Origin of the sequence: Cruoricaptor ignavus (assembly GCF_900141665.1) — a bacterium.
Taxonomy (GTDB): Bacteria; Bacteroidota; Bacteroidia; order Flavobacteriales; family Weeksellaceae; genus Cruoricaptor; species Cruoricaptor ignavus.
In genome coordinates this window covers 370732-386660 of the sequence record NZ_FQYI01000001.1, presented here as the reverse complement: position 1 = coordinate 386660, position 15929 = coordinate 370732, and the positions used below count along the sequence as shown (strand labels likewise).

14 protein-coding genes are annotated in these 15929 nt (G+C 47.9%); 11 read left to right on the top strand and 3 right to left on the bottom strand.

Annotated elements, in window-relative coordinates:
• Positions 1-14: 14 nt before the first annotated feature.
• Positions 15-1655 carry a glucose-6-phosphate isomerase gene (gene pgi / locus BUB43_RS01935; protein WP_073178002.1) on the bottom strand — a complete coding sequence of 547 codons (1641 nt, stop codon included), beginning with the start codon at positions 1653-1655 and terminating at the stop codon, positions 15-17.
• Positions 1656-1750: 95 nt separating this feature from the next.
• On the bottom strand, positions 1751-4162 hold the full coding sequence (lon, locus tag BUB43_RS01930) for an endopeptidase La (protein ID WP_073177777.1): 2412 nt from the start codon (positions 4160-4162) through the stop codon (positions 1751-1753).
• 442 nt (positions 4163-4604) lie between these two features.
• Here lon and BUB43_RS01925 point away from each other — a divergent pair, with 442 nt between their 5' ends.
• The 7 genes from BUB43_RS01925 to BUB43_RS01900 all read left to right on the top strand — a co-directional run bounded on the left by BUB43_RS01925 (position 4605) and on the right by BUB43_RS01900 (position 10907).
• On the top strand, positions 4605-6734 hold the full coding sequence (locus tag BUB43_RS01925) for a peptidylprolyl isomerase (RefSeq protein ID WP_073177775.1): 2130 nt from the start codon (positions 4605-4607) through the stop codon (positions 6732-6734).
• A 111-nt stretch (positions 6735-6845) separates the two neighbouring features.
• On the top strand, positions 6846-7793 hold the full coding sequence (locus tag BUB43_RS01920; RefSeq protein ID WP_073177774.1) for an MlaD family protein: 948 nt from the start codon (positions 6846-6848) through the stop codon (positions 7791-7793).
• A gap of 7 nt (positions 7794-7800) precedes the next feature.
• Complete coding sequence (locus BUB43_RS01915; protein ID WP_073177772.1) at positions 7801-9135, top strand: 4Fe-4S dicluster domain-containing protein; 1335 nt, start codon at positions 7801-7803, stop codon at positions 9133-9135.
• Between the two features lie 12 nt (positions 9136-9147).
• Positions 9148-9933 (top strand): (Fe-S)-binding protein, encoded by a 786-nt coding sequence (locus tag BUB43_RS01910; RefSeq protein WP_073177771.1) that lies wholly within the window; start codon positions 9148-9150, stop codon positions 9931-9933.
• A gap of 18 nt (positions 9934-9951) precedes the next feature.
• Positions 9952-10125: a hypothetical protein gene (locus tag BUB43_RS11340; RefSeq protein ID WP_185113755.1), complete on the top strand. Its 174-nt coding sequence runs from the start codon at positions 9952-9954 to the stop codon at positions 10123-10125.
• On the top strand, positions 10125-10403 hold the full coding sequence (locus BUB43_RS01905; RefSeq protein ID WP_073177769.1) for a virulence protein: 279 nt from the start codon (positions 10125-10127) through the stop codon (positions 10401-10403). The genes BUB43_RS11340 and BUB43_RS01905 overlap by 1 nt, the downstream gene beginning before the upstream one ends.
• 12 nt (positions 10404-10415) lie before the next feature.
• Positions 10416-10907, top strand: coding sequence for a hypothetical protein (locus BUB43_RS01900; protein ID WP_073177768.1), 492 nt, complete (start codon positions 10416-10418; stop codon positions 10905-10907).
• Here the strand turns inward: BUB43_RS01900 and BUB43_RS01895 are convergent.
• Positions 10904-11719: a class I SAM-dependent methyltransferase gene (locus BUB43_RS01895; RefSeq protein WP_073177766.1), complete on the bottom strand. Its 816-nt coding sequence runs from the start codon at positions 11717-11719 to the stop codon at positions 10904-10906. The genes BUB43_RS01900 and BUB43_RS01895 overlap by 4 nt on opposite strands.
• A gap of 39 nt (positions 11720-11758) precedes the next feature.
• On the opposite strand from BUB43_RS01895, the gene BUB43_RS01890 reads away from it, so the two are divergent.
• From BUB43_RS01890 to serS, 4 genes are read left to right on the top strand one after another with little or no spacing between them, the layout of a single operon-like run.
• A complete protein-coding gene (locus BUB43_RS01890; RefSeq protein WP_073177764.1) occupies positions 11759-12874 on the top strand; it encodes a glycosyltransferase in 1116 nt (371 codons plus the stop codon).
• Positions 12871-14136: an oligosaccharide flippase family protein gene (locus tag BUB43_RS01885; protein WP_073177763.1), complete on the top strand. Its 1266-nt coding sequence runs from the start codon at positions 12871-12873 to the stop codon at positions 14134-14136. The genes BUB43_RS01890 and BUB43_RS01885 overlap by 4 nt, the downstream gene beginning before the upstream one ends.
• Positions 14133-14633 carry a hypothetical protein gene (locus BUB43_RS01880; RefSeq protein WP_073177761.1) on the top strand — a complete coding sequence of 167 codons (501 nt, stop codon included), beginning with the start codon at positions 14133-14135 and terminating at the stop codon, positions 14631-14633. The genes BUB43_RS01885 and BUB43_RS01880 overlap by 4 nt, the downstream gene beginning before the upstream one ends.
• Positions 14634-14657: 24 nt before the next feature.
• Positions 14658-15926, top strand: coding sequence for a serine--tRNA ligase (gene serS / locus BUB43_RS01875; protein WP_073177759.1), 1269 nt, complete (start codon positions 14658-14660; stop codon positions 15924-15926).
• The last annotated feature ends 3 nt before the right edge of the window (positions 15927-15929 follow it).

The following is a 15929-nucleotide window of genomic DNA, read 5'->3' as shown; positions in this document are numbered from 1 at the left end:
ATCCCAAAATTTTTCTACTTCTTCGAAAGATAATAATTCATCAGCCCATTCGTGGAAGAATCGTGCGTGGTGACTTCCGTGCCCGTTTTTATTTCCTTTAAAATATTGCCTGCCAGCACTTTGCCAAGCTCCACGCCAAACTGATCGAAACTGAAAATGTTCCAGATGATGCCCTGCACGAAGATTTTGTGCTCGTAAAGTGCGATGAGCTGCCCAAGGGAAAACGGCGTAAGCTCCTCAAACAGGAAGGAATTGGTAGGCGTATCTCCGCTGAAAACCTTGTAATTCAGCAGCTTGCGGATTTCTTCCTCACTCTTCCCGCTGCCTTCCAGTTCGGCTTTCGCCTCGTCTTCGGTTTTCCCGAAAGCCAGGGCTTCAGTCTGCGCAAAGAAATTCGCCAGAAGTTTCTCCTGATGGTCGCCCACTTCGTTCGGCGATTTTACATAGGCTAGAAAATCCGCCGGAATCAGCTCCGTTCCCTGGTGTATCAGCTGGTAAAACGCGTGCTGTCCGTTAGTTCCCGGTTCACCCCAGATGATCGGCCCGGTTTCATACTCCACGAAATCGCCGTTTCTGTCCACAGATTTGCCGTTGCTCTCCATATCGCCCTGCTGCAGATACGCCGCAAAACGGTCGAGGTACTGAGAATAAGGCAGGATGGCGTAGGTTGGCGCACCGTAGAAATTGCGGTACCAGATGCCCAAAAGCCCCATCAGCACAGGGATGTTTTCGCGGAAATCCGCACTGCGGAAATGCTCGTCCGTATCGAAAGCACCGCGCAAAAGCTGCTCAAAATTATCGTAGCCCACGGCAAGCACGATGCTCAACCCAATTGCCGACCACAGCGAATATCTGCCGCCAACCCAATCCCAGAACTCGAACACATTTTCTTCCGCGATGCCGAATTTCTTCACGGCTTCCAGGTTGGTGGAAAGCGCCACGAAATGCTTTGCCACATCGCCTTCGCTGCCGGATTTCAGGAACCAGCCCTTCGCAGATTCCGCATTGGTCATCGTTTCCTGCGTGGTAAAAGTTTTTGAGGCGATGATGAACAGCGTGGTTTCAGGGTTAAGGTTTTTCAGAGTTTCCGCGAGATGATTGCCGTCCACATTGGAAACGAAGTGCACATTCAGCCTTGTTTTAAAATGCTTCAGCGCACTGCAAACCATCACAGGCCCCAAATCCGAACCGCCGATGCCGATATTCACAACATCGGTGATTTCCTTGCCAGAAAATCCTTTGTGTTCACCGGAGATCACCTTTTCCGAAAAGGCCTTCATCTGCCCTAAAACCTTTTGGATCAATGGCTTTACATTTTCACCGTCCACTAAAATTTCGCGGTCAGAAAAATCGCGGAGCGCAGTATGCAGCACGGCGCGGTTTTCCGTCTCGTTAATTTTCTCCCCGGAAAACATCGCATCAATTGCCGTTTTCAGTTGGCATTCCTCGGCAAGGTTCAGCAGCAGCTCCATCGTTTTTTCATCCGCCAGATTTTTGGAATAATCAAAAAGGAAATTCTCCCCCTTCACGGAAAATTCGGCGAAGCGGTTAGGGTTTTCGGCGAACAACTGGCGAAGTTCAAAATCAGAATTCAGGAAATGGTCGTTCAGGTTTAGCCAGGCATCGGTGTTTTCAGGGTTAATTTTCGGAAGCATTGTGTAGGTTTTTATTTTCTTCAAATTTACTCAAATAAAAAATCCCCGGAAAAATTCCTGGGGAAAAATCAGCTATCAATTATCAATCACATCTGCTAATTGTCATCTATCGCCAACTCTATCACTTCGCTCATTGTCTTTACATAGTGCACTGTCAGCGTTTTCAGGTAGTCCTGGTTTATTTCTTCCACATCCTTCCGGTTCGCATCGCACAAGATTACATCCGTAATGCCGGCTCGTGCAGCGGCCAGCAGCTTTTCCTTGATTCCGCCCACAGGAAGCACCTTTCCGCGCAGCGTGATTTCGCCTGTCATTGCCCAGTGCTGCTTTACTTTTTTGTTTTTAAAACTGCTCACCATGGATGTTAGCATCGCAATTCCGGCCGAAGGCCCGTCTTTCGGCGTGGCACCTTCCGGCACATGTATGTGCACATTTTTTTTCGCCATCATCTCTTCCGAAATGCCCAGTTGTTCGTGCTTTGCCTTGATATATTCCAGCGCGATCTGTGCAGATTCCTTCATCACATTGCCCAGGTTTCCCGTCATCGTCAGCTTGCCTTCGCCGTTGCTCAGGATGCTTTCGATGAAGAGGATATCGCCGCCCACCGATGTCCACGCCAGGCCTGTGACTACGCCTGGTGAATCCGTGATTTCCGACAGGGTTTTTGGCCTTGGCACGCCGAGAATCTCGTCAATTTTCCTAATGGAAATCTTTGCGTCATAATCATTGTCCATCGCAGTTTGCAGCGCTGCCCATCTTGCAATGGCAGATATTTTTTGGTTAAGCGCCCTCACGCCGCTTTCCGATGTGTGCGCTTCTATGATGTGCCTCAGCTCCGCATTTCCCAGCTTGAAGGAATCGGCGGGAAGCCCGTTCTCTTCCTGAATTTTTTTGATGAGGTGGCGTTTCGCGATTTCCACCTTTTCCTCCAGTGTGTAGCCAGCAATGCGGATCACTTCCATCCTATCCAGCAGCGGTGTCTGTATTTCGCTTACCGTGTTTGCCGTGGCGATGAACATCACCTTGCTAAGGTCGTAGCCCATTTCCAGGAAATTGTCGTAGAAGCTGCTGTTTTGCTCCGGGTCCAGCACCTCCAGAAGCGCAGCGCTTGGATCGCCGTGTACGCCGCGCCCAATCTTGTCGATTTCGTCTAGAATCATCACCGGATTTCCCGTGCCCGCTTTTTTCAGGCTCTGCAGGATTCGCCCTGCCATGGCACCTATGTAGGTTTTCCTGTGCCCGCGGATTTCGCTTTCGTCGTGCAGGCCGCCTAAAGAAACGCGCACATATTTTCTGCCGAGGGCATCTGCCACGCTTTTCCCGAGCGAAGTTTTACCAACACCAGGCGGACCAACCAGGCAGAGAATCGGCGATTTCATATTGTCTTTCAGTTTCAGCACGGCCATATGCTCCAGGATGCGCTTCTTGATATCGTCCAGGCCAAAGTGCGCTCTGTCCAGCGTCTTGCGCGCCTTCCTGATGTCGAAAATGTCTTTTGAGTAATGCTGCCATGGCAGTTCCAGAAAGAAATCAAGGTAATTCCGCTGAATGTTGTAATCCGGCGAGCTGGGATTTTGGCGCTGAAGCCGCTTCAGTTCCCGCTGAAAGTGCGCCTCGGTTTCCTCGTCCCATTTTTTCGACTTTGCCTTTTCCAGAAGCTCCTCAGCATCGGTATCCGGTCCGCCGCCAAGCTCTTCCTGTATGGTGCGGATTTGCTGATTCAGGTAATATTCCCGCTGGTTTCTGTCGAGTTCCTTATTGGTTTTTTGGTGAATCTGGTTGCGCAGTTCCAGCTTGCGGAAGTCTTCGTGCATCAGCTGGTAGCAAAATTCGGCGCGCTTTTGCAGGCTTTTTTCTTCAAGGAGCCTCTGCTTCTGCGCCGCTTCAAAATTGCCATTGCAACAGATGAAGTTCAGCAGCTCTTCCCGGTTGCCAAGGTTGTTGATGGCGAAAGCTGCACCGTTCGGAATGCTTGGGTCAAGGTTTACGATTTGCAGCGCCAGATCCTTGATGTTGTCCAGAAGGGCGTCCCAGTCTTCCTTTTTCCGCGGCTTGCTGTCGCCCAGCTTCTCAATTTCCGCTCTGAAATACGGCTTTTTCTCGGTATAATTTTTTACTTTAAACCGCTGAATTCCGCGGACGATGGCAGAGATGTTTCCATCGGGCAACTTGATGGTTTTCAGTACTTTAGCCAAAGTTCCCACGCTGAATAGGTCCTCTTGCGCAGGGCTGTCCACATTAGAATTTTTCTGGCAGATGATGCCCACCAGATCACCGGTGCTCAGCGCATCTTCCAGCAGGCGTTTGCTTTGCTCGCGGCCTGCGGTTATCGGCGTAATCACGGTAGGGAACATCACCATATTCCGCACTGGCAAAATCGGGAAACTCTGCTGTTTCTCATTTTCGCCGAGCACCTGCTCCAGATCTTTCAGGCTGATTTCTTCGGTTAAAATTCCGATGCCGTCCGGCAGCACGCTGCCCATATCAATATCTTCAAAATCAATCATAAACTTGGGTGACAAAAAGTCATTTTTTCCACGAAATTTCCTGAGCGAACCATCGCAATGCCCGCAAACCCGCAAAAATTCATCAGGAGCGTTATCTGCTCAATTCCTATGCCACCAGACGATTTGGCAGAAAGATTTCTGAAGTGGCGAGAATTTTAAACCACGGAGCCACAGTGTTTAGTTGATTGAATCTTCAGCAAAACACAGAGACACAGTTTTTTTTAATTGTTAAGTGAAATCCGTGTTCTCCGTGTTTATTCACCCCCCCTCAAGAAAAAAATCCGTGACGCCGTGTTTAAAGTTTAAACCACGGAGCCACAGTGTTTTGTTGATTAGGTTTTCTGTAAAACACCCATCATCTTTTATCAATTATAGCTGCATTTTCTTCTCAAATTAACAAAAATTTCTATCTTCGCAGACCGATAATTTTGTAGAGAGTAAAATGGCAGTTTTAACAGAAATAAGGAATCGCCCGTGGCTCGTAATTGTGATGATTGCGCTGGGGCTATTGGCTTTTTTGGTGAATCCGAGTAGTCTGGATAATATTTTTGGCAAAAACCCAAATGTGCTGGGCAAGGTGAACGGTGAGAAGATCACCGCCGATGAATACCACGATGTGCTGTATGTGCTTCGTGCGCAGGCTCAGCAGCAGGGGCAGCCGTCTCAGGGGTTGGAGGACCAGGCGTGGCAGATGGTGGTGCAGGGGAAGCTCATCCGCCAGCAGTTCGAAAAGATGGGGCTGGAGCTGACGGAGGATTTTTTCTATAACCAGCTTCAGTTTGATCCGCTCTTTGCGCAAAATCAGGAGAATTTTGATGAAAAGGGGAATTTCAGAATTAAGGAAATAAAGAAACAAGTAGAAGACCTGAAAAACTCCGGGAATGCCGAGGCGTATAACGACTGGCTGAAAATGCGGCGGATGATAGAATATCGCATGATGGCGCGCCAGGTTTTCGGTAATGTAACGGCGGGCGTAACCACCAGCAGCAAAGAGGCGGAGGAAATGATGCGCCGGCGCGATGCCGTAGCGGATATAGATTTCGTGAAAATTGATTACGAAAAGTACCTGCAGAAAAATCCGCTGAAAGTTTCCGACAAGGATCTGGAGGATTATATTAAAAAACATCCGTCGTTATTTAAGTCGGAAGCAAGCAGAAACCTCGCAGCAGTACACTTCCCGGCGGTGCCCTCCGCAGCGGATGACGCTGCCGCGCTGGAAGAAATCACCAGGCTTGCCAGTGGCGAGACATCCGAAAACTTTGCCAATACCACGGATGCAAGGGCGTACCTTAATGCCTACTCGGATGTAAAGTTTAACGATAACTACCTGATGCCCAACCAGATGCCGGAAAACATCCGCGCCCAAATGATCTCCGGCGGCAGCGGGACTATGGTAGGGCCGTACAAGCAGGATAATCTGTATGTAGTTTCCAAGCTGATAGATAAGAAGCCCAGCGACTCCACGCTTTCCCGGCATATCCTGATTGCGTACAGCGGCAGCCCCGCGGGGCAGGGCGTGAAGCGGAGCCGGGAAGAGGCGGCGAAACTTGCAGATTCCATCGGTGCCATCGTAAAGGCTAGCCCGGCGAGGTTTTCCGAATTTGTTAATCTTTCCAACGACCCCGGCTCGGCTGCGCAGGGCGGCAGCCTAGGCTGGACTACGCCGCAGACGCCGTTCGTGCCGGAGTTTCAGAAGTTTTTACTTGAAAATTCCAAAGGAGCTACCGGCGTGGTGGAGAGCCAGTTTGGCTATCATATCATCAATATAGAAGACAAAAAAGCAGGCGCGATGACTTACCAGATCGCAAATTTGGTAAAGGAAATAAAGCCGAGTGAGCAAACTGAAGCCGCCGCAGATAGGGATGCCAAGCGGTTCATCCAGCAGGCGCAGGGCAAGTCTTTTAACGATTTTGTAAATCTTGCAAAAAAATCGGGAGGGCAGTTCAGCAATGCAAAATCTGTGAAGAGGTTTTCGGGTTACATCCAGGGACTGGGCACGGACAAGGATGAAGAAATCATCGCCTGGGCATACGACAAGAAAAGAAAGAAGGGAGATACAGAGCTTTTCCAGGTGGAGGGCACGGGCGACAGAATAGTCGTTTATCTCAACGGTAAGCAGGACGCCGGGCTCGCAGATGCAGAGAGTGTGCGCGACCAGATAGAGCCAATAGTGAAAAATGAGCTGGCAGCGAAAAAGATCATCGAAAAACTTGGAAATACCCCATCGATGGATGCCGCAGCAAAAATGTTCGGAGAAATGAAGCAAACCGCGCAGGTGAATATGCTGAACCCGATGGTGAACGGCAGCATAGAGCCTAAGGTTGCCGGTGCGGCCTTCGGCGTTGCGAAAGGAAAAACAAGCAAGCCAGTCGAGGGAATGACGGGTGTCTACCTTCTCGTGAAGAAGAATGAGACCGTGAATAAGCAGCCCGGCCCGGATGCCAAGGAGATCGCCAAAACACTATCCTCCCGGAATGCGCAAGAGTTTGGGCTGGCGCTGATCAACAGCCTGGAGAGGAATGCAGATATAAAGGACTACAGGATCGAAATCCGGAACAGGTCGGAGAGGTAAGCCGTAATTTAGAATTAATATAAAATACTGGCAGGCGGAAGGCCTGCCTTTTTCATCTTTTTCTTCTGAAATTTTATCTATATTTGTCATCTGAAATAACTGCGCACAACTGTGAAATTTTCTAAAGAATTAAAAGCCGGGCTTATTGCTGTACTCGCGATCCTCGGTTTCGTATTTATGTACAGGTTTATGAGCGGGAAGCACATCTTCAGCACGGATGATGTGTACTACGCAAAATTCGACAATGTGGAAGGTCTTTCCCAATCCAGCCCTGTTTCTATTAACGGGATGAAGGTAGGGCAGGTGGAGGAGATTACCCCCATAACAGACAAGGCAAACAGGCTCTTCTTCATCCTGAAATTAAGGATAAATGATGATTTTAAATTCGCCCGAAACTCTACGGTTGAGGTATTTGAGCCCGGGTTTATGACCGGTAAGGAGATGAGAATTAACCTCGGGACGGGCAGCCTCATGGCTAAGGACGGCGACACGCTAGCGGGCCACATCAAGTCGTCTGCACTGAATGACCTTTCTACGCAACTGGAGCCTGTGAAAGACCAATTCCAGGTGGTGATGGCGAACCTGGACTCCTTGCTTATCAGCACCAACCAGGTGGTGGATGCACGGAACCGCGAAGAGATCCGGCAACTGCTTCAAAATATGAACCGCGCCGTGGCTTCCTTTGAGACCGCGGGCTCCGGGGCGAATACGCTTTTTACTAATAATGATCCCCGCCTGCAGCAGGTGCTGGACAATGCGAGCCTCGCCACCCTGAGCGCCCGTACCGCGCTGGACAGGTATTACCGCGTTGCAGATGAAATCGATGTGCAGAAGCTTAACAGAACGATAGACCAGCTCTCCGTGACATCCGAAAAACTGAACAATGTAGTGACCAATATTCAGCAGGGCAACGGATCGCTTGGCAAGCTGGCGTATGATGAGGAGCTTTACCAAAATCTTAACAGAACTTCCAACCATCTGGACAGCCTGATTCTGGATGTAAAGCGTAACCCGAAACGCTATGTGAATTTCTCTGTATTCGGCAAAAACAGTAATTAGAGTCAATATGCAATATCTTGATAATATATTTTTTGCGATCTGCCTAATAGCCGGGCTGGGGTTTTTCTATAAGCACATTAAGGAGATTTACCGGAATATAAAGCTTGGTAAATCCATCGACAGGAGGGACCACCCGAAAGAACGCTGGAACACGATGTTCCGGGTAGCTTTTGGGCAAAGCAAGATGGGGGCGAGGCCTGTCGCAGGCTTTATGCACTTCCTGGTATATTCCGGTTTCATAATCATCAATCTGGAGCTGATAGAGATTTTCATTGACGGTATCTTCGGTACACACCGCTTCCTAGCTGGCATTTTCGGGGATACGCTTTATAGCTACTTTACGGCGCTGCTGGATATTATGGCGCTGCTGGTTACCATAGCCGTGGTGGTGTTTTTTATCCGCAGGAATATCATCCACATCAAAAGGCTGAATATGAAGGAGATGGTAGGATGGCCGATGAAGGATGCCAATTTAATCCTGATCATTGAATTTGCCCTTATGATGGCGTTTTTCAGTATGAATGCCGCAGACAGCATCCTGCAGCAGAGGGGCGTGCTGCCGAAACACGGTTCCTTCCCTATCAGTTCCAACTTGATAGCGCCGTTTTTCGAGGTTTTCAGTTTCAGTGATACTTTCTTGATGTTTATAGAAAGATTCGCGTGGTGGTTTCACTTCCTCGGTGTGATGTTTTTTATGAATTATCTCTACTGGTCTAAACACCTGCACATTCTTTTTGCTTTCCCCAACACCTGGTTTGCAAAACTTCAGCCAAAGGGACAGCTGAACAATCTTCAGTCCGTAACTGATGAGATAAAACTGATGATGGATCCCAATGCTGACCCGTACGCTGCAGCACCGGAACCGGACCCGAACGCAGTACCGGAAAAATTTGGTGCAAATGACATCTTCGATCTCAACCAGGTGCAGCTGCTCAACGCCTATACCTGCACGGAGTGCGGCCGGTGTACCTCCGTTTGTCCTGCAAACCTTACCGGGAAAAAGCTTTCCCCAAGGAAAATAATGATGGATACCCGCAACAGGCTGGAGGAAGTAGGTAGAAATATCAACGCCAACGGAAAGTTCGTGGATGATGGAAAAAAACTGATTGACGACCACATCACGCGGGAGGAGCTGCGTGCCTGCACCACTTGCAATGCCTGCGTACAAGCGTGCCCAATCCTGATAGATCCGCTCTCCATCATTATGGATCTTCGCAGGTATATGATTATGGAGGAAAGTTCCGCACCGCAGGAATGGAACCTGATGATGAGCAATATAGAAAACAATGCCGCGCCCTGGCAGTATAACCAGGCAGACCGCCTGAACTGGGCTAATGATTAATTTTTCAGAAAGATGGATTTCGCTATAAAAACAATGGCAGAATATGCCGCAGAAGGAAAATCTCCCGAAGTACTCTTCTGGGTGGGCTGCGCCGGCAGTTTTGATGACCGAGCCAAAAAGATTACTAGGGCTTTTGCTAAGATTTTAAACAGAATAGGGGTAGAGTTTGCCGTGCTCGGACAGGAAGAATCCTGCACAGGTGATCCTGCGAAGCGCGCCGGAAATGAGTTTGTGTTTCAGATGATGGCGCTCACCAACATCGAAGTGCTGAACGCTTACGAAGTTAAAACCATCGTAACTGCCTGCCCGCACTGCTTTAATACCTTGAAGAACGAATATCCGAGCCTTGGCGGAAAATACGAGGTGCTGCACCACACACAGTTCCTGAAAAAGCTAATGGAAAGCGGCAGGCTGAAAGTGGAAGGCGGAAAATTTGAAGGAAAAAAAATCACCTTCCACGATCCGTGCTATCTTGGCCGTGCAAATGATGAGTACGAAGCGCCTCGCGAACTGCTGCGAAGCCTGGATGCAGAGCTTGTGGAAATGAAACGCTGCCGGCAGAACGGCCTGTGCTGTGGGGCTGGCGGTGCACAGATGTTTAAAGAGCCGGAAAAAGGGAACAAGGATATCAACATCGAGCGGACGGAGGAAGCGCTGCAGGAAAAACCAGCGGTAATCGCCACAGGGTGCCCGTTTTGCAATACGATGATTACCGATGGCGTAAAGCATTTCAATAAAGAGCGGGAGGTTGCAGTGAAAGACATCGCAGAACTTCTGGCTGAAGCGGAAGATTTGTAACTTTGTAAAAAATCCGCGATGAAAATTGGTGATAAAGCAAAGGTGGATCCTGATTTTACAGGGCTTGATGAATGGGTGGAAGGAATTGTGATTGATATTCAGAAAAACCCTTTCAAAGGCATTATTATCGCAATAAAAGATGCGCTCGGCAGAATTTTCTTTGGCGAAGAAAAATTTTTTGTTGCTGCCTGATGTTTGCCATTGCTTTTGATATGACGGTTGGGAAGCTGAGAGAGCATTTCGGCGAGCCATACAATAATGCGTATTTTGAGATTGGGAGAATCCTAAGCCAATACGGCTTCTACAACACACAGGGAAGCGTTTACCTTTCGACGAATGAAGATATGGCAAATCTACTACGCGCTTTAACAGCTTTAAAATCAACAACTTGGTTTGCAAAATCTGTCCGTGATATCAAAGCATTCCGTGTGGAACAGTGGTCGGATTTTACTGAATTTATGAAAGAATAATTTCAAAGCAAAATGAAAATCAACGAGTCTGAAATTATTGAAACGAATGATTACCGGGTGATAATTTATCCGGCGACACGGCCTTTCACCGCAAAGGAAAGCAAGGCGGTTTCAGAGCGGCTGTTCGATTTTCTCTCAAACTGGAAAGCCCACGGAAAGCCGCTCTCTTCATCATTCAAATTTGAGCGTAACCAATTCATAATCATCACGGTAGATGAAGATGCGGAGCCTGCATCAGGCTGCTCGATGGATGCGCTGAACGGTGTAATGCGCGAACTGGACGCCGAATTTCAGCTGGGATTTTTCGACAGGATGAAGGCCAGCTATTTGGAAAACGGCGAAGTGAAAACTATGCCGCTGGCAGATTTTCGCAACGTGGTGAAAAACGGCGAGATTTCCAAAGAAGTGCAGGTGTTCGATTTCTCGAAAAACACCTTCGTAGCCTTTCTCTCAGATTTTCTTTTGCCGCTGGAAAGAAGCTGGGCAGGGCAATACCTGCGTTAATTTCTGAATTCCTTTTCCGTAATTTCCACATCAAAAATAGTTTCCGGCAGGGAAAATTCTTTATACTTTTCTGATGAAATTTCAAATGGAAAGTAAACCGCACACATCGTATTTTTGATGTGATACAGCTTCTTATGCAGGTTCTGCGGCAGTGCATCCAGAATTCCCATAAAAACTTCGTAGCGGATTTTCCGCGGGCTGTAGGCATAATCGTGCCATACAACGATGGATTTCTCGTGAACAAGACTGGCGAAAACTTTCCGAGTGTCGTTTTTCACCATTTCATAAGAGTGATCGCCATCGATGAAAATCAGGTCGAATGTTCTGCCAAGTTTTGAAAAATCAAAAGTTTTCGTGTTCGCTTCGATGTGCTTGATTGCTGGATTCTTTCTCGACAGAATGCCGTGTTGCTCGGCATATCCAGCATTCAGTCCCAAACTCACAATGTCCTTTTTCGAAAGATTCATCGTGGTGCAATCCTCGAGAATTTTCGCCACATTGAAAACGCTTTCGCCGCGCCAAGTCCCGATTTCGAAATAAGAATTCACATCTTTGCGCGAAGCCAGGCCCATCAGCAAGCGTAAATCTGTGAGCATCGAGCCACCGTCAAGAAAAAATGTGGAAACCGGAATTTGCGGAACTTCATCGCACAAATAATTGATAGTCAATTGATTGAGCGCGGAGATATTCGGATATTTTGCCTGGAATTTAGTTTTAAAATTTTCATTGCTGTTCAGCATCAGATTAATCAGGCTGGGCTGCTTCACCAGAATCTTCGCAGCTTCCGCAAGTTTATTAAATTTGTCTTTCATAAATGCCCGGCAATTCCGGCAAAGATAAGATTTCGGATTTTGAAGCGGAAAAACATCCTGTTCATTTCATCGTGGTACCCTTCTGAAGCGGAACCTACGAACGGCAATTTTGTGAAGCGGCACGCTGAAGCGGTAGGGCTTCGCGAAAATGTGGAAGTGCTTCATTCTGTGGGCATTTCGCAGAAAAAAGCTTTCCGGATTGTGGAGGAAGAATTGAACGGCGTGAAAACCGTGATTGTCTATTACCGCAGAAGTTCACTGAAACCGGTGAATTTCTTCCGTAGAATGTGGGCATACAGGATTGGTTTTCAGCGAGTTAAGAGACCGGATGTGATTCACGCAAATGTACTTTACAACAATTTGCTTTTTGCAGTTTGGCTGAAATGGTTTGAAAAAATTCCGTTTGTGGTAACCGAACACTGGACGGCGTTGCAGCGTGAAAATCATCCTAAGTTATCATTTCTCCAGAAGAAACTGTCGCAATTTATTGGAAATCAAGCAAATAAAATAATGCCGGTTTCCGAAAATCTGAAGCAAAGCCTTCAGGAATTGGGCATAAAAACGCCGATGAAAGTTGTGCCAAATGTTGTGAATACGGAAGTTTTTACGCCAAAACCAAAAAATGCAGCGTTTACATTTCTGCATATTTCCAATCTTTCGCCACAAAAAAATGCGGATAAAATTTTAAGAACCGCGCTGAAACTTTTGGACGAAGGTTATGAATTTAAACTGCAAATTGGTGGTGATGGTGATGTTTCGCCTTTGAAAAAAATCGCAGAAAATTCGGGATTTACAGAAAAAATTGAAATTTTTGGAACTTTAACTTCGGAAGTAGTTGCTGCTAAAATGGGCGGTGCCAATTGTTTCATTCTCTTCAGCGATTATGAAAATCAGCCCTGCGTAATTGCCGAAGCCTTTTCCTGCGGAACTCAGGTGATTTCCACAAATGTTGGCGGCATTGCGGAATTTTTCCCTGAATATGCGGGAATTTTGCTCGAAGAAATTTCCACGGAAGCCTTGGAAACTGCAATGCGCAAAATTTTACAGAAAAGCTTTCTGAACGAAAAAGCAACCGCTGAATTTGCCCGGCAAACCTTTTCACCCGAAAAAATCGCGGCGCAGTTTTCGGAAATTTATGAAGAAGTTTTGGGATGAAAAGTCTGTGGCATTTCTTGCGGAGTTTTCTTAGGGGAAACGGGCAGTGGGTATTCCTCGCTTTTGCGGTGGCGAAGCTTACTTCATTTTTCACCAATGTTCTGCTCATCCGTTTTTTGACAAAAGAAGATTTCGGGCTATTGTCTATAGCGCCGGCATTTTTTACGGTTTTTGCACCTTTCGCCGGGTTGGGCTACCCAAACGCGTTGCTGCGCTACGGGCTGCTCGCTGAGTCGGAAGAGGATCAAGGGAGGATCTCCGCAGATTTGTTTCGTCGGGGCTTTTTTTCTCAGGTCATATTATCCGTGCTTTTTTTCCTGTGCTCGCTTTTTTACATTGATAGGTACGAGGGCATTATCCCGATCTTCACAGCGTTTGCGGTACGCCTCCTCGGTTTGTTCGTCTTCACACACATACAGTGCGAGCTAAGGGTGCGCCGCGGCAATGCTGCCTATGCAAGATTTACCCTGACAAATGCGCTTCTGCAGTTCGCCATAGTGGTCGCTGCGGCATATGCGGGCGGGCTCCGCGGCTATCTCATCGCGTTCGCCTTCGCCCCATTTCTAAGTCTGTTCTGGAAGCGTGGCAGGTATTTCAGTTTAATGGAGGCTACAAAAGTGTTCAGCATCAGGGAAATGAGGTCTTTTTCTCTGCATACGGGCATTACCAATGCGCTCTCCGAGCTTCTTTACTCCGCAGATATCCTGATGATCAGTTTCCTGATGAATGAGCAGGCAGTGGCGGAGTACCGCACGGCGATCCTTATACCTTCCAATATCATCTTCCTTGCGCAAAGTTTTCTACAGGCAGATTATCCCGAACTTGTTAAAAAGCATGCCGACAGAGCTTTTGTGCGGAACTACATTCTGCAGTTCTACAAGCTCTTCCTTCCGGTGTCGGCGGTCCTTATCCTCGTGCTCTTTATCTGGGATGAAGAAATTATCCGCATTTTCTTTGGGGAAACCTATACCGGAACAGCCGGCGCATTCCGCGTGCTTACTGTTGCCTTCGCCATCAGTATGCTCATCAAAGTTTTGGCCAATTACCTGCTGGCGGCTTCTGGCTTTGTGCGGGTAAATACGGCTACCGGGGTTCTCTCTGTGCTTGTGCTCGTATGCGCGGGGGCGGTTCTGGTACCGCCATTAGGTATTCTGGGCATGGCTTGGGCAATGCTCATAGCCCTGCTCGTGGCTGGCGCGGTAGGTTTTGCACTGTATTTTTCAAAAATTAATTTCTCACGAAGCCGTATTTTTACAAAATGAAGAATAAATTTCTGAGCTTTGCTGCCGTATCGCTTTTGGCAATGGCAGGCTGCCGAAATGACGGGGATGATGCGCAGATCATCGATCAGGTGGTGCACATTTATTTCCAAAATGCCGAGGGGGAAGATTTGCTTAGCAAAGATGCAAAACCTGGCTTTCGGGAAGTTCATCTGAAAGACCTTGGCGGCATCCGCGACCTTGTTTCTTTGGGAAATGCCAAAATTGCCCGGGATGATGCCGGGAAATATTTCGCGGAATACATCGCTGGCGCAAAAAGAAACCTCACCGATTCCCTAAACCCGGAACAGAAATTCTACCGATCGGAGATGCTATTGGAACTGAAGAAAGATTCCGCAACCGACATCACCCGCGACACAATGATCGTCCTTTATGAATGGACGCCACGGAAATTCAGCGTGAAGAGCATTAGCTATAACAGAAAATGCGTCTTTAAAAAATCCGGGGCGGAGCCGAATGCTTTCACAATCATTAAATAATTTTAAATTTGCTGAAAAGCCAATATGTTACAGGTTAATTTTTTGCGGGAAAATAAAGTTCGGGCGGAAGAAGGCCTGAAGAAGCGGAATTTCAAAGAAATCCATCTGCTGGAGGATGCCATAAAGCTGGATGATGAGCGGAAGGCGCTACAATTTGAGCTCGACCAGAATCTTTCAGAAATGAACCGTATTTCCAAGGAAATCGGTGCACTGATGAAGGAAGGAAAAAAAGATGAAGCGGAAAAAGCGAAATCGCAAACCGCGGAGTTTAAGGAGAAGAGCCAGAGCCTACAGGCCCAGCTGAAGGAGAAGGAAGAGCAGCTTCAGCAGGTGCTTTACCAAATCCCGAACATTCCGGCAGAGATCGTAAAACCGGGAGTTTCTGCAGAGGATAACGAAGTGGTTTTCCAGTCCGGAAATGCGGATGCCTTGGGCGGAAATGCGCTTCCACACTGGGAACTTGCGAAAAAGTATAACCTGATAGATTTCGAGCTCGGCGTGAAAATTGCCGGTGCAGGCTTCCCGGTTTACCTTGGCAAAGGGGCAAGGCTTCAGCGTGCCCTAGTGCAGTATTTTCTGGATAAAAATACCGATGCTGGCTATCTGGAAATCAATCCGCCACATGTGGTGAACGAGGCTTCGGGCTATGGCACAGGGCAACTGCCTGACAAAGAAGGGCAGATGTATTTCGTGAATGAGGACAACCTGTACCTTATTCCTACGGCGGAAGTTCCGGTGACGAACATTTACCGCGATACTTTGCTGGAGGAGAAGGATTTACCGATAAAGAACACGGCGTTTTCCCAATGCTACCGAAGAGAAGCCGGAAGCTACGGTGCTCATGTACGCGGACTGAACCGATTACATCAGTTTGAGAAGGTGGAAATCGTGCGCATCGAGACGCCGGAAAATTCCTATTCTGCGCTGGATGAAATGGTGGAACATGTGAAGGAAATTCTGCAGGATTTGGAATTGCCGTTCAGGATTCTTCGGCTTTGCGGAGGAGATATGGGCTTTACTTCGGCGCTCACTTACGATTTCGAAGTTTGGAGTGCTGCACAGGAGAAATGGCTGGAGGTATCATCCGTGTCCAACTTTGAAACCTTCCAAGCCAACCGTTTGAAATGCCGCTACAAAGCCGACGGCAAAACGCAGCTGGTTCACACTTTGAACGGCTCTGCAATGGCTTTGCCGAGAGTTATGGCCGCTCTTTTGGAAAATAACCAGACGGAAAACGGCATCAGAATTCCTGCGAAAATCGCGGAATATTGCAGGTTTGAGGAGATTGTTTAGAGG

Excerpts from the sequence above, each read along its gene's own strand:
- pgi (WP_073178002.1), bottom strand. The coding sequence starts at position 1,655 with ATGCTTCCGAAAATTAACCCTGAAAACACCGATGCCTGGCTAAACCTG.
- lon (WP_073177777.1), bottom strand. The coding sequence starts at position 4,162 with ATGATTGATTTTGAAGATATTGATATGGGCAGCGTGCTGCCGGACGGC.
- BUB43_RS01925 (WP_073177775.1), top strand. The coding sequence starts at position 4,605 with ATGGCAGTTTTAACAGAAATAAGGAATCGCCCGTGGCTCGTAATTGTG.
- BUB43_RS01915 (WP_073177772.1), top strand. The coding sequence starts at position 7,801 with ATGCAATATCTTGATAATATATTTTTTGCGATCTGCCTAATAGCCGGG.
- BUB43_RS01910 (WP_073177771.1), top strand. The coding sequence starts at position 9,148 with ATGGATTTCGCTATAAAAACAATGGCAGAATATGCCGCAGAAGGAAAA.
- BUB43_RS11340 (WP_185113755.1), top strand. The coding sequence starts at position 9,952 with ATGAAAATTGGTGATAAAGCAAAGGTGGATCCTGATTTTACAGGGCTT.
- BUB43_RS01905 (WP_073177769.1), top strand. The coding sequence starts at position 10,125 with ATGTTTGCCATTGCTTTTGATATGACGGTTGGGAAGCTGAGAGAGCAT.
- BUB43_RS01900 (WP_073177768.1), top strand. The coding sequence starts at position 10,416 with ATGAAAATCAACGAGTCTGAAATTATTGAAACGAATGATTACCGGGTG.
- BUB43_RS01895 (WP_073177766.1), bottom strand. The coding sequence starts at position 11,719 with ATGAAAGACAAATTTAATAAACTTGCGGAAGCTGCGAAGATTCTGGTG.
- BUB43_RS01885 (WP_073177763.1), top strand. The coding sequence starts at position 12,871 with ATGAAAAGTCTGTGGCATTTCTTGCGGAGTTTTCTTAGGGGAAACGGG.
- BUB43_RS01880 (WP_073177761.1), top strand. The coding sequence starts at position 14,133 with ATGAAGAATAAATTTCTGAGCTTTGCTGCCGTATCGCTTTTGGCAATG.
- serS (WP_073177759.1), top strand. The coding sequence starts at position 14,658 with ATGTTACAGGTTAATTTTTTGCGGGAAAATAAAGTTCGGGCGGAAGAA.